General features: G+C 70.5%; 18 protein-coding genes. 7 read left to right on the top strand and 11 right to left on the bottom strand.

What is annotated here, in order from left to right:
• The first annotated feature begins 254 nt into the window (after positions 1-254).
• Positions 255-1,469 carry a phosphoserine phosphatase SerB gene (gene serB, locus QIS99_RS14935; protein WP_282513793.1) on the top strand — a complete coding sequence of 405 codons (1,215 nt, stop codon included), beginning with the start codon at positions 255-257 and terminating at the stop codon, positions 1,467-1,469.
• A gap of 257 nt (positions 1,470-1,726) precedes the next feature.
• Here the strand turns inward: serB and QIS99_RS14930 are convergent, their stop codons facing one another.
• The 4 genes from QIS99_RS14930 to QIS99_RS14915 all read right to left on the bottom strand — a co-directional run bounded on the left by QIS99_RS14930 (position 1,727) and on the right by QIS99_RS14915 (position 4,356).
• Positions 1,727-2,245, bottom strand: a complete 519-nt coding sequence (locus QIS99_RS14930) for a SixA phosphatase family protein (RefSeq protein ID WP_282513791.1) — start codon at positions 2,243-2,245, stop codon at positions 1,727-1,729.
• Positions 2,246-2,366: 121 nt separating this feature from the next.
• Complete coding sequence (locus QIS99_RS14925; RefSeq protein WP_282513789.1) at positions 2,367-2,591, bottom strand: hypothetical protein; 225 nt, start codon at positions 2,589-2,591, stop codon at positions 2,367-2,369.
• 181 nt (positions 2,592-2,772) lie between these two features.
• Positions 2,773-2,889 carry an SGM_5486 family transporter-associated protein gene (locus QIS99_RS14920; RefSeq protein WP_282513787.1) on the bottom strand — a complete coding sequence of 39 codons (117 nt, stop codon included), beginning with the start codon at positions 2,887-2,889 and terminating at the stop codon, positions 2,773-2,775.
• A 63-nt stretch (positions 2,890-2,952) separates the two neighbouring features.
• Positions 2,953-4,356 (bottom strand): CynX/NimT family MFS transporter, encoded by a 1,404-nt coding sequence (locus tag QIS99_RS14915; protein WP_408909560.1) that lies wholly within the window; start codon positions 4,354-4,356, stop codon positions 2,953-2,955.
• 61 nt (positions 4,357-4,417) lie between these two features.
• Here QIS99_RS14915 and QIS99_RS14910 point away from each other — a divergent pair, with 61 nt between their 5' ends.
• Positions 4,418-5,155 (top strand): FadR/GntR family transcriptional regulator, encoded by a 738-nt coding sequence (locus tag QIS99_RS14910; protein WP_282513783.1) that lies wholly within the window; start codon positions 4,418-4,420, stop codon positions 5,153-5,155.
• Positions 5,156-5,164: 9 nt separating this feature from the next.
• On the opposite strand, the gene QIS99_RS14905 is transcribed toward QIS99_RS14910, so the two are convergent.
• The 3 genes from QIS99_RS14905 to fabG form a co-directional block, all read right to left on the bottom strand.
• Positions 5,165-5,542: a hypothetical protein gene (locus QIS99_RS14905; RefSeq protein WP_282513782.1), complete on the bottom strand. Its 378-nt coding sequence runs from the start codon at positions 5,540-5,542 to the stop codon at positions 5,165-5,167.
• 213 nt (positions 5,543-5,755) lie between these two features.
• Positions 5,756-6,553, bottom strand: coding sequence for an enoyl-ACP reductase FabI (fabI, locus tag QIS99_RS14900; RefSeq protein WP_282513781.1), 798 nt, complete (start codon positions 6,551-6,553; stop codon positions 5,756-5,758).
• 5 nt (positions 6,554-6,558) lie between these two features.
• On the bottom strand, positions 6,559-7,263 hold the full coding sequence (gene fabG, locus QIS99_RS14895; RefSeq protein WP_282513780.1) for a 3-oxoacyl-[acyl-carrier-protein] reductase: 705 nt from the start codon (positions 7,261-7,263) through the stop codon (positions 6,559-6,561).
• 274 nt (positions 7,264-7,537) lie between these two features.
• Between fabG and QIS99_RS14890 the strand changes: the two genes are divergently transcribed.
• The 3 genes from QIS99_RS14890 (at position 7,538) to tyrS (ending at position 11,928) form a co-directional block, all read left to right on the top strand.
• Positions 7,538-9,061, top strand: a complete 1,524-nt coding sequence (locus tag QIS99_RS14890; RefSeq protein ID WP_282513779.1) for a TldD/PmbA family protein — start codon at positions 7,538-7,540, stop codon at positions 9,059-9,061.
• Complete coding sequence (locus tag QIS99_RS14885; protein ID WP_282513778.1) at positions 9,058-10,461, top strand: metallopeptidase TldD-related protein; 1,404 nt, start codon at positions 9,058-9,060, stop codon at positions 10,459-10,461. The genes QIS99_RS14890 and QIS99_RS14885 overlap by 4 nt, the downstream gene beginning before the upstream one ends.
• Before the next feature lie 195 nt (positions 10,462-10,656).
• Positions 10,657-11,928, top strand: a complete 1,272-nt coding sequence (gene tyrS / locus QIS99_RS14880; RefSeq protein WP_282513777.1) for a tyrosine--tRNA ligase — start codon at positions 10,657-10,659, stop codon at positions 11,926-11,928.
• A gap of 101 nt (positions 11,929-12,029) precedes the next feature.
• Here tyrS and QIS99_RS14875 read toward each other — a convergent pair whose 3' ends face one another.
• Complete coding sequence (locus QIS99_RS14875; RefSeq protein WP_282513775.1) at positions 12,030-12,302, bottom strand: GlsB/YeaQ/YmgE family stress response membrane protein; 273 nt, start codon at positions 12,300-12,302, stop codon at positions 12,030-12,032.
• Positions 12,303-12,490: 188 nt separating this feature from the next.
• On the opposite strand from QIS99_RS14875, the gene QIS99_RS14870 reads away from it, so the two are divergent.
• Both QIS99_RS14870 and QIS99_RS14865 read left to right on the top strand, forming a co-directional pair.
• On the top strand, positions 12,491-12,952 hold the full coding sequence (locus tag QIS99_RS14870) for a DUF3099 domain-containing protein (RefSeq protein WP_282513774.1): 462 nt from the start codon (positions 12,491-12,493) through the stop codon (positions 12,950-12,952).
• A gap of 176 nt (positions 12,953-13,128) precedes the next feature.
• A complete protein-coding gene (locus QIS99_RS14865; protein WP_282513773.1) occupies positions 13,129-13,419 on the top strand; it encodes a hypothetical protein in 291 nt (96 codons plus the stop codon).
• Between the two features lie 63 nt (positions 13,420-13,482).
• On the opposite strand, the gene moaA is transcribed toward QIS99_RS14865, so the two are convergent.
• From moaA to QIS99_RS14850, 3 genes are all read right to left on the bottom strand, one after another.
• Positions 13,483-14,481 carry a GTP 3',8-cyclase MoaA gene (gene moaA / locus QIS99_RS14860; RefSeq protein WP_282513771.1) on the bottom strand — a complete coding sequence of 333 codons (999 nt, stop codon included), beginning with the start codon at positions 14,479-14,481 and terminating at the stop codon, positions 13,483-13,485.
• A 150-nt stretch (positions 14,482-14,631) separates the two neighbouring features.
• Complete coding sequence (locus tag QIS99_RS14855) at positions 14,632-16,278, bottom strand: solute symporter family protein (protein WP_282513770.1); 1,647 nt, start codon at positions 16,276-16,278, stop codon at positions 14,632-14,634.
• Positions 16,275-16,643, bottom strand: coding sequence for a DUF485 domain-containing protein (locus QIS99_RS14850; RefSeq protein WP_282513769.1), 369 nt, complete (start codon positions 16,641-16,643; stop codon positions 16,275-16,277). The genes QIS99_RS14855 and QIS99_RS14850 overlap by 4 nt, the downstream gene beginning before the upstream one ends.
• Between the last annotated feature and the right edge of the window lie 294 nt (positions 16,644-16,937).

The following is a 16,937-nucleotide window of genomic DNA, read 5'->3' as shown; positions in this document are numbered from 1 at the left end:
GGAACTATTCCAGGCTCGGCCCGCTGTCCGAAAGTCGGGCCTGTGGATGAGCGCCCACGGCCCTTGCGGCGCCTGCCCGTTGAGGTCCGCAAACCAGGCCGTATTGCGTGAAGCGACTATCAGTGCGTACGCATCATGAGAGATCGGGACATACGCGTACGGCTCGGAACGTGCTGCACATCAAGGGCCCTGCGTGTCCGTAGGCCGGGACGGGCGGGCACGTGGCACGCGGTGCCGGATACCGTAAGAGCACCATGAGCGCATCGCAGCCACCTCACACCGCTGACGTACCCACCCTCCTCGTCAAGATCTTCGGCAAGGACCGGCCCGGCATCACCGCGGGCCTCTTCGACACGCTGGCCGCCTTCTCCGTAGACGTGATCGATCTGGAGCAGGTCGTCACGCGTGGCCGGATCGTGCTGTGCGCGCTGGTCACCGCGCCGTCCGCCGGGATGGAGGGCGAGCTGCGGTCCACCGTGCACAGCTGGGCCGACTCCCTGAAGATGCAGGCCGAGATCATCTCCGGCATCGGCGACAACCGTCCGCGCGGCGAGGGCCGTTCGCACGTGACCGTGCTCGGGCACCCGCTGACCGCCGAGTCGACGGCGGCCATAGCGGCCAGGATCACGGACACCGGCGGCAACATCGACCGGATCTTCCGGCTCGCCAAGTACCCGGTCACGGCCGTGGAGTTCGCGGTGTCCGGCACCGAGACCGAGCCGCTGCGGACGGCGCTCGCCATAGAGGCCGCCGTGCAGGGCGTGGACGTCGCGGTCGTCTCGGCCGGTCTGCACCGCCGCGCTCAGCGCCTGATCGTGATGGACGTCGACTCGACGCTCATCCAGGACGAGGTCATCGAGCTGTTCGCGGCGCACGCGGGCTGCGAGGACGAGGTCGCCGAGGTGACGGCGGCGGCGATGCGCGGCGAGCTGGACTTCGAGCAGTCGCTGCACGCGCGCGTGGCGCTGCTCGAAGGGCTCGACGCCTCGGTGGTGGACAAGGTGCGTACGGAGGTCCGGCTGACGCCCGGCGCGCGCACACTGATCCGTACGCTGAAGCGCCTCGGCTACCAAGTGGGCGTCGTCTCGGGTGGGTTCACGCAGGTCACGGACGACCTGAAGGAACGGCTCGGCCTTGACTTCGCGCAGGCCAACACGCTGGAGATCGTCGACGGCAAGCTGACCGGCCGGGTCGCCGGCGAGATCGTCGACCGCGCGGGCAAGGCGCGGCTGCTGCGCCGGTTCGCCGACGAGGCCGGGGTTCCGCTGGAGCAGACGGTGGCCATCGGTGACGGCGCCAACGACCTGGACATGCTGAACGCGGCGGGCCTCGGGGTCGCCTTCAACGCGAAGCCGCTGGTGCGCGAGGCCGCGCACACGGCGGTGAACGTGCCGTTCCTGGACACCGTGCTCTATCTGCTCGGGGTCACCCGCGAAGAGGTCGAGCTGGCGGACACGCACGCGGACTGAGGGGCGGGGTCGGCCGCCGGACACACGAAGGACCGAGAGACGGCGAACGCGCCCGAGACGACGGAAGGGCCGAGACGGCGGAAGGGCCGAGACGACGGAAGGGCCGAGACGGCGGAAGGGCCGAGACGACATAAGGGCCCGGCACGGTTGCGGACACAGTGTCCGGTTGCGTGCCGGGCCCTTCTGACGTGAGCGGTTCACTTCGGTGGAACAGTCGCTTCAGTGGAACGGTCGCTTCGGTGCGGGAGTTACGGCGGCTACGCGTGCGGCGCCCAGAAGTCGAGCAGCGTCGCCGTGCCCGCCTCCAGGCCCTTCCAGGAACCGGTGTACGACAGGGTCGCGATGGCCGCGGTCGGGAAGCCGCTCCGGCTCATGCGCGCCTGTGCGTCGCCCTCGGACGAGCCGGCGAGGACGTCGGCGAGGCCGCGCATGCCGGGGTTGTGGCCGATCAGGAGGATGTCGGAGTAGTCGTCCTGCACTTCGTTGAGCACGGCGATGAGCTCGCCGGGCGAGGCTTCGTACACACGCTCTTCGTAGACGGTCTTCGGGCGGCGCGGCAGTTCGTGGACGGCGGCCTTCCAGGTCTCGCGTGTGCGGGTCGCGGTCGAGCAGATCGCCAGGTCGAAGTCGATGCCGGAATCGGCCAGCTTGCGGCCGGCCACCGGGGCGTCCTGGCGACCGCGCTCGGCGAGCGGGCGATCGTGGTCGGCCACCTGGGGCCAGTCGGCCTTCGCATGCCGAAGGAGGACAATCCTGCGGGGTGTGTCGACGCTCATGCGTCCCAGCTTCGCACGAAACGCGCCGTGCGGCGCAGGTAGTTGACATGCTCCGCACGCACGGGTGACCGGGGCTTGAGGCGCGGCGGAACATGCCGTTCGGCGTGCGACCGGCGGGCGGTCAGAACGGCAGGGCCTGTCTCAGCTGTACCAGTACGTCCAGAAGCGGTACCCGGCCGGATACCGCGTGTGCGTCGGCGGGGTCGAGCACGAGGGACAGCAGCACCACGAAGGCTGCCGTGGGCAGTGCGAGGGCCCACCAGGGCAGCTCGGCCTTGATCCGGCCCGGCCGCTGCGGGGTGGGCGGGGCGGCCGGGGCGGCCGGGGTGTGCGTCGGTGCCGGCATGGCGCTCGCCTCCGCGGTTCAGGTGCCGTGCGCCGCTCCTTCACGGCACGCCTTGAACGTACGGACTGCGAGGGGCCCGGCCCATCAGGTGATCCACCCAGAAAACCCTGAGACCCGCCCCCTAGGGGATACGGAGGACAGCCCCACCCGGCCGGGCCTCACCGCACATGTGGGGCGGCGCTCAGGGTGAGGCGATGGAGGCGACGATGCCGATGACGACGGTGATGGCCAGCATCGCGCCGAGCACGATGACGAACTTTTTCTGGCCGTTCTGCGGGTTCGGTTCGAGGACGGGCATGGCGCCAAGTCTCGCACCCTTTGCCCGGTCTGCTCACGGCGGGGCCGCTGAGGTGCCCGTGCCTCAGGCGGCCGCCTTGCTCCCGGCGCCCGCGCGGTCGGCCAGTTCCGCCTCGACCGTACGGTTGCGGCCCGCGAGGATGCCGAGGGCGATCTGCGGCAGCATCAGGCCCGCCATGAGCGCGATGGGCAGGCCCCAGCCGCCGCTGTGCTGGTAGAGCACGCCGACGAGCAGCGGCCCCGGGATGGACAGCAGATAGCCGGTGCTCTGCGCGAACGCGGACAGCTTGGCGACGCCCGCACCGGTGCCCGCGCGCATGCCCACCATGGTCAGGGCCAGCGGGAACGAGCAGTTGGAGACCCCGAGCACCACCGCCCACACCCAGGCGCCGGCCGCCGGGGCGAGGAACAGGCCCGCGTACCCGATGAGTCCGCAGCTGCCGAGGACCACGGCGATCGGGCCCTGGTTGCGCAGCCGCCCGGCCACGCGCGGGATGACGAAGGCGAGCGGGACGCCCATCGCCATGGTCACGGCGAGCAGCACGCCCGCGGTGGAGGCCGGAACGCCCGCGTCCCGGAAGATCTGCGGCATCCAGCCCATCGTGATGTACGCGCCGGTCGCCTGGAGCCCGAAGAAGCCCGCGAGCGCCCAGGCGGTACGGCTGCGCGTGATGGGCAGAGCAAGGCCGCCCTTGGCCTGCGCACGGGCGTCCTGCGCACGCGCGTCCTGCGCACGCGCGGACTTGTCCGCGCTCTCCGTGACCGCGCCCTCCGTGACGGCGCCCTCCGTGACCGCACTCTCCGTCGCCCCGCCCCCGGCCGTGCGCCGCTCCCGTACGAGCGGCAGCCAGGGCAGTACGGCCGCGGCGGCGACCAGCGCCCACAGGCCCAGGCCGGTCTGCCACTTGCCGCCGAGGGCGCTGGTGAGCGGCACGGTGGCGGCGGCCGCGAGGGACGTGCCGAGGGACAGGGCCATGGAATACAGGCCGGTCATGGTGGCGACGCGGTCCGGGAACCAGCGCTTCACGATCACCGGCATCAGGATGTTGCTGACGGCGATGCCCATCAGGGCGAGGGCGCTCGCGGCCAGGAAGCCCGGCGTGCCGCCCGCGAAGGGGCGGATCGCGAGGCCGGCGGCGATCGCGGCCATGCCGGCGCAGACCACGGCGGCGGGGCCGAAGCGGCGGGCGAGCTTCGGCGCCATCACGCCGAAGGCGGCGAAGCAGAGCGGCGGGACGGACGTCAGCACGCCTGCGACGGTGCCGCTCATGCCGAGGCCGACCCGCACCTCTTCCAGGAGTGCGCCGAGGCTGGTGATCGCGGGACGCAGATTCAGCGCGGCGAGGACGAGTCCGACGACGACGAACCGCAGGGTCCACGCGCGCGTGGTGGGCGGTTCGCCCGCTCGGCGCGGGTCCGGCGAGCGCGGGGTGGCCTGGGTCGTCGTCTGGGTTTCCTCACGTGGCATGAGAGCCATCATAGAATCATGGGATGAATGCTCGCTCCGCCCGCCCGCCGAAGGAAGCACCATGCCCCTGACATCCCCCAGGCGCTCCGCACTCGCCGACCAGGTCATCGCCGAACTGCGGAACCAGATCACCTCGGGCGAGTGGCCGGTGGGCAGCCGCATCCCCACCGAGCCGGAGCTGGTCGAGCAGCTCGGCGTCGCCCGCAACACGGTGCGCGAGGCGGTGCGGGCGCTCGCGCACAACGGCCTGCTCGACATCCGGCAGGGCTCCGGCACCTATGTGGCCGCCACCAGCGAGCTGGCCGGGGTGATGCACCGCAGGTTCGCCGACGCCGACCCGCGCCACATCGCCGAGCTGCGCTCCACCCTGGAGTCGACCGCCGCGAAGCTCGCCGCCGAACGCCGCACGGAACGCGAGCTCAAGCAGCTGGACGCGCTGCTCGAACGCCGCGAACTGGCCTGGCAGGACCGGGACCGGGACGCCTTCATCGAGGCCGATGCGACGTTCCACCTGGCCGTGGTCTCGGCGGGCCACAACGAGGTCCTGACCGAGCTGTACGCGGACCTGGGCGAGGTCCTGCGGGCCTGGCTGCGCGACGACGTGGGCGAGCGGCTGAGCCCCGAGAACAACATGGACCACGCAGGGCTCGTGGACGCGATCCGCGTGGGCGACGCGGAGACGGCGGCGGCGGAGGCGGCGGGCTACCCGTTCCTGTGCCGCACGGAGAAGTTCAACGAGAACGCCGCCGGGGACGGGCGCGGGATCGGGGACGGGGTCGGGGACGGCACGCGCGCGTAGTACCCGTTTTCACCGCGCGTGACTGACCCAGGCAGACCCGATCTCCTTCCAGCAGCGCCCCGCCAGCCGTACCGTCATCGCCGGGCCGGCCGCCACACGCGCGGTGTCGGTGTCGAGGTCCCACCACTCGCGGCACTCGATGTGCAGGGCGACCCGGTCCGTCTCGGGGTACGGGTTGTGGCAGTACGCGACCACGTGCGAGCCGGACTGACGTACCCGGCAGTCCGCACCGAACGGCCGCCGCGCCTGCGCCACCGCACGCGAATCGGGATGCGAAGCGGGATGCGAAGCGGGATGCGAGGCAGCCTCCGCGGGGAAGGACACGGGGAGGCAGACCAGCAGTGCGAGCCCGGCGAGCACCGAGGGCAGGGCGTGGGGACTGCGCACCGGAAGGACCTCCTCGGCCGTACTACGACAAGTCACTCGGGCTGCCGTGGCTGCACCACAAGGGGGAGAGAGCGGTCTCGAACTCGACTTCCAGCGTGCGCACTTCGGGCCGTGGGCGCCCGGTCAGCAGGGCCGAACGGGCGACGCCCCGCCTCCCGCGCGGTGCGGGAAACGGGGCGTCGGCCGCGTACGAGCCAGTCGTACGAAGAGGGATCAGGCGCCGATCGCGTGCAGGCCGCCGTCGACGTGGATGATCTCGCCGGTGGTCTTCGGGAACCAGTCCGAGAGGAGGGCGACGATGGCCTTGCCGGTCGGCTCCGGGTCGGTCAGCTCCCAGCTCAGCGGGGAGCGGCTGTCCCAGACGGAGGCCAGGTCGGAGAAGCCCGGGATGGACTTCGCGGCCATCGAGCCGATCGGGCCCGCCGAGACCAGGTTGCAGCGGATGTTGTCGGGGCCGAGGTAGCGCGCCATGTAGCGGTTGGTCGCCTCAAGGGCGGCCTTGGCCGGGCCCATCCAGTCGTACTGCGGCCAGGCGAACTGCGCGTCGAAGGTCAGGCCGACCACCGAGCCGCCGCCCGCGCCGGAGGCGCTGTCAGATGCGGTCATCAGCGGCTTGCAGGCCATCGTCAGCGACTTCAGCGAGTACGCGGAGACGTGCATGGCCGTCGACACCGACTCGAAGGGGGTGTCGAGGAAGTTGCCGCCGAGGGCGTCCTGCGGCGCGAAACCGATGGAGTGGACGATGCCGTCGAGGCCGCCGCCCAGGTCGGCGCGGACCTTGTCGGCGAGGCCGGCGAGGTGCTCGTCGTTGGTGACGTCCAGTTCGAGGACCGTCGTCGGCTTCGGCAGCTTCTTCGCAATGCGCTCGGTCAGCGTAGGCCGCGGGAAGGCCGTGAGGATGATCTCCGCGCCCTGCTCCTGGGCCAGCTTGGCGGCGTGGAAGGCGATGGAGGACTCCATCAGCACACCGGTGATGAGGATGCGCTTGCCCGCGAGGATTCCGTTAGTCATCGGTGTCAGTGCCCCATGCCCAATCCGCCGTCAACCGGGATGACGGCTCCAGTGATGTACGAAGCGTCGTCCGAGGCGAGGAACCGCACCGTCGCGGCGATCTCCTCGGGCTGCGCGTAGCGGCCGAGCGGCACCTGGCCGACGATGTTCTGCCGCTGGTCGTCGGTGAGCGCCTTGGTCATGTCGGTGTCGACGAAGCCGGGCGCGACGACGTTGAAGGTGATGTTCCGGGAGCCGAGCTCACGGGCCAGGGAGCGCGCGAAGCCGACGAGGCCGGCCTTGGACGCGGCGTAGTTGGCCTGGCCCGCGGAGCCGAGGAGCCCGACCACGGAGGAGATCAGCACGACGCGGCCCTTCTTGGCGCGCAGCATGCCGCGGTTGGCACGCTTCACGACGCGGAAGGTGCCGGTGAGGTTGGTGTCGAGGACGGCGGTGAAGTCCTCCTCGGACATCCGCATGAGGAGCTGGTCCTTGGTGACGCCCGCGTTGGCGACCAGGACCTCGACGGGACCGTGCTTCTCCTCGATCTCCTTGTAGGCCTGCTCCACCTGCTCGGCGTCGGTGATGTCGCACCGGACGGCGAGAAAGCCCTCCGGCGGCTCACCCGAGCGGTATGTGATCGCGACCTTGTCGCCGGCGTCGGCGAACGCGCGGGCGATGGCGAGGCCGATGCCCCGGTTACCTCCGGTGACGAGAACCGAGCGGCTCAACGGATCACCCTTTCCCTAGCAGTCTGGTACCCCAGCAAACTATCGGTCGTTTCCGCGATACGGAGAATCGAGCCCCGACAGCCCCTCGGAGCACGGACTGTCGGGTCTCTACAGAAGTCCTGGCGACCGTACGGGCCGACGCGACATGATCGGACACGTCCAGCCGCTCACCGGACACACCGGTTACGGACACACCACTTACGGACACCACCCACCGGACACCACCCACCGGACACACCGGTTACGACACGACAGCAGCCGACAGGAGACATTCGTGCCTCATTCCATCGACGCAGCGTTCACCGCGCTGCCGCTGCGGGCGCTCGCCGACGCGGCGCTCGCCCGCGCCCGCGCCCTCGGCGCCGAGCACGCGGACTTCCGTTTCGAGCGGGTGCGCAGCGCGGCCTGGCGGCTGCGCGACGCCAAGCCGTCCGGTTCGTCGGACACCACGGACCTCGGGTACGCGGTGCGCGTGGTGCACGGCGGCAGTTGGGGTTTCGCCTCCGGTGTGGATCTGACGATGGACGCGGCGGCGAGGGTCGCGTCCCAGGCCGTCGCGATGGCGAAGCTCTCCGCGCAGGTGATCGCCGCCGCAGGCTCCGACGAGCGCGTGGAGCTGGCCGACGAGCCCGTGCACGCCGACCGGACGTGGATCTCCGCGTACGAGATCAATCCCTTCGACGTACCGGCCGAGGAGAAGACCGGGCTGCTCGCCGACTGGAGTGCGCGGCTGCTCGCGGCCGAGGGCGTGGCGCATGTGGACGCCTCGCTGCTCACGGTGCAGGAGAACAAGTTCTACGCCGACACCGCGGGCACCGTCACCACCCAGCAGCGGGTCCGCCTGCACCCGGAGTTCACCGCGGTCGCCGTGGACGGGAAGAGCGGCGAGTTCGACTCGATGCGCACGATCGCGCCGCCGGTCGGACGCGGCTGGGAGTACCTGACGGGCGGCGTGTGGGACTGGGACGCGGAGCTGGCGCAGATCCCCGGTTTCCTGGCCGAGAAGATGCGCGCGCCGAGCGTCGAGCCGGGGGCGTACGACCTGGTGGTGGACCCGTCCAACCTGTGGCTGACGATCCACGAATCCATCGGCCACGCAACGGAGTTGGACCGCGCGCTCGGCTACGAGGCGGCGTACGCGGGCACCTCGTTCGCGACGTTCGACCAGCTGGGCAAGCTGAAGTACGGCTCCGAGATCATGAACGTCACGGGTGACCGCACCGCCGAGCACGGGCTCGCGACCATCGGGTACGACGACGAGGGCGTGGCGGGGCAGTCCTGGGACCTGGTCAAGGACGGCACGCTGGTCGGCTACCAGCTGGACCGGCGGATCGCGAAGCTCACCGGCTTCGAGCGGTCCAACGGCTGCGCGTACGCCGACTCCCCCGCGCATGTGCCGGTGCAGCGGATGGCGAACGTGTCGCTGCAGCCGGCGCCGGACGGGCCGTCGACGGACGCGCTGATCGCGGGCGTGGAGCGCGGCATCTACGTCATCGGGGACCGCTCCTGGTCCATCGACATGCAGCGCTACAACTTCCAGTTCACCGGACAGCGCTTCTTCAAGATCGAGAACGGCCGCCTCGCGGGCCAGCTCCGCGATGTCGCGTACCAGGCGACGACCACCGACTTCTGGGGTTCGATGGCCGCGGTCGGCGGCCCCGAGACGTACGTCCTGGGTGGCGCCTTCAACTGCGGCAAGGCCCAGCCGGGCCAGGTCGCGGCGGTCTCGCACGGCTGCCCCTCGGCGCTCTTCCAGAATGTGAACATTTTGAACACCACCCAGGAGGCGGGCCAGTGAGCTCTCGTACGAACAAGCCGCACGAGATCGTCGAGCGCGCCCTGGAGCTCTCCCAGGCCGACGGATGCGTGGTGATCGCCGACGAGGAGTCGACCGCGAACCTGCGCTGGGCGGGCAACGCGCTGACCACGAACGGCGTCACGCGCGGGCGCACCCTCACCGTGATCGCCACCGTCGACGGCAAGGAGGGCACCGCTTCCGGAGTCGTCTCACGCGCGGCGGTGACCGCCGACGAGCTGGCCGACATCGTGCGGGCCGCCGAGGACGCGGCGCGCTCGGCCGGTCCGGCCGAGGACGCGCAGCCCCTGATCGGCGGGGGCACGGTTTCCGCCGACTTCACCGAGGCGCCCGCCGAGACCACCTCGGGCGTGTTCGCGGACTTCGCCCCGGCCCTCGGCGAGGCCTTCGCACGCGCGCGTGCGGGCGGTCGTGAGCTGTACGGCTTCGCCAACCACGAGCTGACGTCCAGCTATCTCGGTACGTCGACGGGGCTGCGGCTCCGCCACGACCAGCCGAACGGCACGCTCGAACTGAACGCCAAGTCACCCGACCGCACCCGCTCGGCGTGGGCGGGCCGGGCCACACGGGACTTCAAGGACGTCGACCCGGCGGCCCTGGACGCGGAGCTCGCCACCCGCCTCGGCTGGGCGGAGCGCCGCATCGAACTGCCGGCCGGTCGGTACGAGACGCTGCTGCCGCCGAGCGCCGTGGCGGACCTGCTGATCTACCAGTACTGGTCGTCGGGCGCGCGGGACGCCGCCGAGGGGCGCACGGTGTTCTCCACGCCCGGCGGCGGCACCCGGGTCGGCGAGAAGCTGTCCGAACTGCCGCTGACGCTGCGCAGCGACCCGCGCGAACCCGGCCTGGAATCCGCCCCGTTCGTACTCGCGCACGCCTCCGGCGACGACTCCTCGGTGTTCGACAACGGCCTGCCGCTCGGCCCCACCGACTGGCTGCGCGACGGCGAGCTCACGCATCTGCTGAGCACCCGGCACAGCGCGGGCCTCACCGGCCTTCCGGTGGCGCCCAGCGTGGACAACCTGATCCTGGAGGGCGGCGGCGAGCGCTCCCTGGACGAGATGGTCGCGGCCACGGATCATGGAGGACGCTGCCTGCTGCTGACCTGCCTCTGGTACATCCGCGAGGTCGACCCGGCCACGCTGCTCCTGACCGGCCTCACGCGCGACGGCGTGTATCTGGTGGAGAACGGAGAGGTCGTCGGCGAGGTCAACAACTTCCGCTTCAACGAGTCGCCGGTCGGCCTCCTCGGCCGGGTCTCGGAGGTCGGCCGTACGGAGAAGACGCTGCCGCGCGAGTGGGGCGACTACTTCACCAGGGCCGCGATGCCCGCCCTTCGCGTGCCGGACTTCAACATGAGCTCGGTCAGCCAGGGCGTGTGACCCGGGGAGAACCGGAAGGGCGGGTGCCGCCGGTCCGGTGAGAACCGGAAGGGCCGGACGGGTGCCGCCGGGGCAGGCCCTTCCGGTTCCTCTGCCACCAGCAGAATCCGGTTCAGGCCGCCCGCCCGGCCCCCATAGACTGGGTCCAGCGGCCCACTCTGCGGCCGACCTTTCATTTCGAGGAGACACGGGATCGTGACGGACATCGTCGACGAGCTTCAGTGGCGCGGACTTTTCGCGCAGTCCACTGACGAGGACGCACTGCGCAAGGCGCTCGCGGACGGCCCGATCACGTTCTATTGCGGCTTCGACCCGACCGCGCCGAGCCTGCACGTCGGCCACCTGGTGCAGGTGCTCACCATGCGCCGGCTGCAGCAGGCGGGCCACCGTCCGCTGGCCCTGGTCGGCGGTGCCACGGGCCAGATCGGCGACCCGAAGCCGACCGCCGAGCGCACGCTGAACTCGCCGGAGACCGTCGCGCTGTGGGTCGAGCGGGTGCGCTCGCAGATCCAGCCGTTCCTGGACTTCGAGTCCGGCGACAACGCCGCGACGATGGTCAACAACCTGGACTGGACGGGCGGCATGTCCGCCATCGAGTTCCTGCGGGACATCGGCAAGCACTTCCGGGTCAACAAGATGCTCACCAAGGACTCGGTGGCCCGCCGCCTGGAGTCCGACCAGGGCATCAGCTACACCGAGTTCAGCTACCAGCTGCTGCAGGGCATGGACTACCTGGAGCTCTACCGGCGCTACGGCTGCGTGCTGCAGTCCGGCGGCTCCGACCAGTGGGGCAACCTCACGGCGGGCCTGGACCTGATCCACCGCCTGGAGCCGGAGGCGCACGCGCACGCGATGGCCACGCCGCTGATGACGAAGGCGGACGGCACCAAGTTCGGCAAGACCGAGGGCGGCGCCGTCTGGCTCGACCCGGAGTTGACCACGCCGTACGCCTTCTACCAGTTCTGGCTGAACGTCGACGACCGGGACATCTCGACGTACATGCGCATCCTCAGCTTCAAGTCGCAGACCGAGCTTGAGGAGCTGGAGCAGGTCACGCAGGAGCGGCCGCAGGCGCGGACCGCGCAGCGGGCGCTGGCCGAGGAGCTGACCACGCTGGTGCACGGCGCCGGGCAGTGCGCCGCCGTGATCGCCGCGTCCAAGGCGCTTTTCGGCCAGGGCGAGCTGGACGGCCTCGACGAGGCCACGCTGAGCGCGGCGCTCTCCGAGGTGCCGCACGCGCAGGTGACCGAACTCGGCCCGGTCGTCGACCTGTTCGCCGAGGTCGGCCTGGTCGCCAGCAAGTCCGCCGCGCGGCGCACGGTGAAGGAGGGCGGGGCGTACGTGAACAACGTCAAGGTGACCGCCGAGGACGCCGTGGCCGAGCGGGAGCAGCTGCTGCACGGGCGGTGGCTGGTCCTGCGCCGCGGCAAGAAGAACCTGGCGGCGATCGAGGTCATCGACGCGTGACCCGGTAGAGAACGCACGCGCACGAGGGGCCGGTCCCCTGTGGTCATAGGGGGACCTGTGGCCACAGGGGACCGGCCCCTCGTCGTCCGTACTGGACGGCTCTAGGTGGTCTGTTTACCGCGGACCGCCTTGTAGGCCATGTCGCCGAGGAAGACCAGCACCACGGCTGCGGCCACCTGCAGGGCGTGCCGGCCCCAGTCGATGCCCCTCGTCTCGGCGATGCCGAAGCCCGCCGCGAGGGAGTTGCCGACCACGCCGCCGATGATGCCGAGCACGGTCGTCAGCCACAGCGGCATGTGCTGCTTGCCGGGGAGAATCGCCTTGGCGAGCAGGCCCAGCACGAATCCCACAATGATCGCCCACAACCAGCCCATGGCTCCTCCTCATACGGCTCGGTGAGCAGTTACCGACAGTCTCAGGCCTGCGACCGGAGCGCGCATGTCGGGACGATCACCCGGCGCGGGCACGGCCGCCCCGGCCTCCACGGCGGCGCAGGCCAGGCGTACCGTGGAGATGTTCAGACCGGGACGAGCCGGTACAGCGGGCGGGGTGGTGGGACGTGATGCGGAAGCACGGGAACGACGAGGTGTTCCGGATCACCGGAGCCCGGCAGGGCCTCGCCGACGACGTGCGCGGCCGGCAGCGCCGCTATGTGATCTCCATGTCCGTGCGCACGGTCGCCGTGATCCTCGCGGCGGTGCTGTGGAACGTCGAGCGGCACGTCGCGATCGTCGCGCTCGTCCTCGGGATACTCCTCCCGTACATCTCGGTGGTGATCGCCAACGCCGGCCGGGAGAACGCCCCTTCGCTGCCGTCCACGTTCGTGCCGGCGCCGGTGCGGCCGATGCTCACCGCGCCCTCGCATCCCGACGCGGCCGAGGAGGCCGGTCCGACCGAGGCGGGTCCGACCGAGGCGGGTCCGACCGAGGCGGGTCCGACCGAGGCGGGGCAGACGGAGGCCGGTCCGACGGAGGCGGCGGAGGGTGACGGCGCGGGGCGTGAACAGGCACGGGGACAGCGCTGAGCGCAAAGCTCAAGAAAAGCTCAGATCAATCATGTTGTTCCGGTGCACCGCACCCACTCCCCCATGACATACTTCGTACGCGCTCCGCATCCCCCGTCGGAGCGACAGACCGACGCCGGGCAGCTCCCCCCGTGGCTGCTCGGCGTCGCCTTTTCTGCGTTGTCTAGGGTTGAGGCGTGAATTCACCAGGTCTTCCCGGGCTTCCCGGCCTCCCCGGCACACCGTCCGACTCCCCCGCCACCCCGCAGTGCTCCGCCAAGGGCTGCCGCGCCGACGCGGTGTGGGTGCTCGCGTGGAACAACCCGAAGCTGCACACGCCGGAGCGGCGCAAGACCTGGCTGGCCTGCGAGGAGCACCGCGAGCACTTGTCCAAGTTCCTTGGCGTACGCGGGTTCTTGAAGGATGTCGTCCGTCTCGCGGACTGGGAGGACTCGCCCGCCGGGGGCGGAGAGCCCGCCGGGAGCTGAGAACCGCCGGGAGCTGAGAACCGCCGGGGATGGAGAGCTCGCCGGGGGGCGGCGAGCCCGCCGTCAGCCGCCGATCGCCGACATCGGGCGGGCGGGCTGCAGGAACGACGGGTCGTCCAGGCCCGAGCCCGCCTTCTTGCCCCACATGGCCTGCTTCCAGATCCGGGCGATCGTCTCGTCCGAACCGTCCTCGCCGTCGGAGCGGAGCGCGGCGCGCAGGTCGGTCTCCTCGGTGGCGAAGAGGCAGGTGCGGACCTGGCCGTCGGCGGTGAGGCGGGTGCGGTCGCAGGCGGCGCAGAAGGGGCGGGTCACCGAGGCGATGACGCCGACCGTGTGCGGGCCGCCGTCCACGATCCAGCGCTCGGCCGGGGCGGAGCCGCGCTCCTCCTGGCCCTCCTCGGTGAGCGTGAAGCGCGTCCGCAGCGACGCCAGGATGTCACCGGCGGTGATCATGCCGTCCCTCTTCCAGCCGTGCTGGGCGTCGAGGGGCATCTGCTCGATGAAGCGGAGCTCGTAGTCGTTCTCCACGGCCCAGGCGAGGAGGTCGGGGGATTCGTCGGCGTTGAGGCCCGGCATCAGGACCGAGTTGACCTTGACCGGGGTGAGGCCGGCCTCGCGGGCTGCGGCCATGCCGTCCAGGACGTCGTGGTGGCGGTCGCGGCGGGTCAGGGTCTTGAAGACGTCCGGCCTGAGGGTGTCCAGGGAGACGTTGACCCGGTCGAGGCCCGCGGCCTTGAGGGCCTGGGCCGTGCGCTTGAGGCCGATGCCGTTGGTGGTCAGGGACATCTTGGGGCGCGGCTCCAGGGCCGCGCAGCGCTCGACGATGCCGACGAGCCCTGGGCGGAGCAGGGGCTCGCCGCCGGTGAAGCGGACCTCGGTGATGCCGAGCTGTGTGACGGCGATGCGGATGAGGCGGACGATCTCGTCGTCGGTGAGCAGGTCCGGCTTGGCCAGCCACTGCAGGCCCTCCTCGGGCATGCAGTACGTACACCGCAGATTGCACCGGTCGGTCAGTGAGACCCGCAGGTCGGTGGCCACTCTGCCGTAGGTGTCGATGAGCACGTCGGCCCCCTCCCTTTCCGGTTTCCTTGGTGATCGAGCCTACGTGACGGGACCGACAAGGACACGGGGCCCGATCCCACGAGACGCGCCGCAGCCCCGTCGTAGGGATCTACGACGGGGCCGCGGCGTCCGACCGGAACGGGATTCGGCTCAGTGGGCGCCGGTGCCGGTGAGGGAGCGGACCTCCAGCTCCGCGTACTTGCCCTGGTCCGGCTCCTCCTTGGAGAGGACCGTGCCGAGCCAGCCGAGCAGGAAGCCGAGCGGGATCGAGATGATGCCCGGGTTCGCCAGCGGGAACCAGTGGAAGTCGACGTCCGGGAACATCGACGTGGGCTTGCCCGAGACCACCGGCGAGAACAGCACGAGCAGTACGGACGAGGTGAGGCCGCCGTAGATCGACCAGAGCGCGCCCTGGGTGGTGAAACGCTTCCAGAACAGGCTGTAGAGGATCGTCGGCAGGTTGGCCGACGCGGCGACGGCGAAGGCGAGGGCGACCAGACCGGCGACGTTCAGGTCGCGGGCCAGGGCGCCGAGCGCGATGGAGACGATGCCGATGAAGACCGTCGCCCAGCGGGCCGCGCGGACCTCCTCCTTCTCGGTGGCCTGACCCCTGCGGATGACGTTGGCGTAGATGTCGTGCGCGAACGACGACGAGGACGCGAGCGTCAGACCGGCGACCACCGCGAGGATGGTGGCGAAGGCGACGGCCGAGATCACGGCGAGCAGGATGGCGCCGCCGGCCGACTCGCCACCGCCGCCGATCTCCAGGGCGGCGAGGGGCGCGGCCGTGTTGCCCGCCTTGTTGGAGGCCGTGATCTCGTCCGGCGAGAGCAGGGCCGCGGCGCCGAACCCGAGGACGATCGTCATCAGGTAGAAGGCGCCGATGATGCCGATGGCCCAGTTCACGGACTTACGGGCGGCCTTGGCGGTGGGCACCGTGTAGAAGCGGATCAGGATGTGCGGCAGTCCTGCGGTGCCCAGGACCAGGGCGATGCCGAGGGAGATGAAGTCCAGCTTCGAGGTGGCGGTGGCGCCGTACTTGAGCCCGGGCTCCAGGAACGCCGCGCCCTGGCCGCTGTTCTCGGCGGCCGCGCCGAGCAGGTCGGAGATGTTGAAGCCGAACTTCAGCAGGATCAGGAAGGTGATCAGGACGGTGCCGCCGATGAGCAGCACGGCCTTGACCATCTGCACCCAGGTGGTGCCCTTCATGCCGCCGATGGTGACGTACACGATCATCAGGACGCCGACGAGGGCGACGACGCCGATCTTGCCCGCGTCGGTGGTGATGCCGAGCAGCAGCGCGACGAGGACGCCCGCTCCGGCCATCTGCGCGAGCAGGTAGAAGATCGACACGACGATGGTGGAGGCGCCCGCGGCGGTACGGACGGGGCGCTGCCGCATCCGGTACGCGAGCACGTCGCCCATCGTGAACCGGCCGGAGTTGCGCAACGGTTCGGCGACCAGGAGCAGGGCGACGAGCCAGGCGACGAGGAAGCCGATGGAGTACAGGAAGCCGTCGTAGCCGAACAGGGAGATGGCGCCCGCGATGCCGAGGAACGACGCGGCGGACATGTAGTCGCCGGAGATGGCGAGGCCGTTCTGGAAGCCGGTGAACTGGCGGCCGCCCGCGTAGAAGTCGGCGGCGTCCTTGGTCTGCCGGCCGGCCCAGACGGTGATGAACAGGGTCGCGAGGACGAAGAGGCCGAACAGCACGAGAATCAGCGGCTGGTGCTCGCTGACCTCCGATGACGCGGCGAGGACTTCGGAAGGCCCCGCGAGGGAGACGTGCTGGCTCATGCTCCGGCCTCCATACGGGACTTGATCGCCTCAGCCTTGGGGTCGAGCTTCTTCGCGGCGTGCCGCGAGTACAGCCAGGCGATGGCGAAGGTGGTGACGAACTGCAGGACCCCGAAGACAAGGGCGACGTTGATGTTGCCGAACAGCTTGGTGCCCATGAAGCCGCCCGCGTAGTTCGAGAGCAGCACGTACAGCAGGTACCAGGCGGTGAACGCGATCGTCAGAGGGAAGGCGAAGGAACGGTGGGAGCGGCGCAGTTCGCCGAATTCCGCCCCCTTCTGCACCTCCACGAACGCCTCCGTCGTGGGCGTCGCCGGACTGGTCTCTGAACCGACCTTCGACGGTGGTCGTGCATCGGTGGCCACGGATTCTCCTAGCGACACGGGTGCGTTGGTCTGGGGGGCGGGATCTCGCGCTGACAAGTGAGCTGGATCACGCGGGTCGGATGGCGATGCTAGGCCCATCGACACGTGATCCAACAGGGGTCAGATGCTTGCTTCACTCAACCGCAACCGCACGGCGGCGCGCCCGTTGCACCCCAACTCCCCATCTTTCTGCGGGAAGTCGTTGCCGGTCAGGGATCCGCGCCGCTAGGTTCAGGCCTTGGCTTCGCGCCAAGTGATGCCCGGGCACGACTGGTGTTCGGGCCTTTTGTTTAC

Source organism: Streptomyces solicavernae (assembly GCF_029968095.1).
Lineage (GTDB): Bacteria > Actinomycetota > Actinomycetes > Streptomycetales > Streptomycetaceae > Streptomyces > Streptomyces solicavernae.
The sequence above is the reverse complement of the archived record's forward strand: the minus strand, read 5'-3'. Positions and strand labels throughout refer to the sequence as shown.

Coding starts and splice junctions, on each gene's coding strand:
- QIS99_RS14910 (WP_282513783.1), top strand. CDS start 4,418: ATGCCCCTGACATCCCCCAGGCGCTCCGCACTCGCCGACCAGGTCATC.
- fabI (WP_282513781.1), bottom strand. CDS start 6,553: ATGACTAACGGAATCCTCGCGGGCAAGCGCATCCTCATCACCGGTGTG.
- QIS99_RS14875 (WP_282513775.1), bottom strand. CDS start 12,302: ATGGGCTGGTTGTGGGCGATCATTGTGGGATTCGTGCTGGGCCTGCTC.
- serB (WP_282513793.1), top strand. CDS start 255: ATGAGCGCATCGCAGCCACCTCACACCGCTGACGTACCCACCCTCCTC.
- QIS99_RS14925 (WP_282513789.1), bottom strand. CDS start 2,591: ATGCCGGCACCGACGCACACCCCGGCCGCCCCGGCCGCCCCGCCCACC.
- QIS99_RS14915 (WP_408909560.1), bottom strand. CDS start 4,356: ATGCCACGTGAGGAAACCCAGACGACGACCCAGGCCACCCCGCGCTCG.
- QIS99_RS14855 (WP_282513770.1), bottom strand. CDS start 16,278: ATGAGCCAGCACGTCTCCCTCGCGGGGCCTTCCGAAGTCCTCGCCGCG.
- QIS99_RS14930 (WP_282513791.1), bottom strand. CDS start 2,245: ATGAGCGTCGACACACCCCGCAGGATTGTCCTCCTTCGGCATGCGAAG.
- QIS99_RS14870 (WP_282513774.1), top strand. CDS start 12,491: ATGCGGAAGCACGGGAACGACGAGGTGTTCCGGATCACCGGAGCCCGG.
- QIS99_RS14920 (WP_282513787.1), bottom strand. CDS start 2,889: ATGCCCGTCCTCGAACCGAACCCGCAGAACGGCCAGAAAAAGTTCGTC.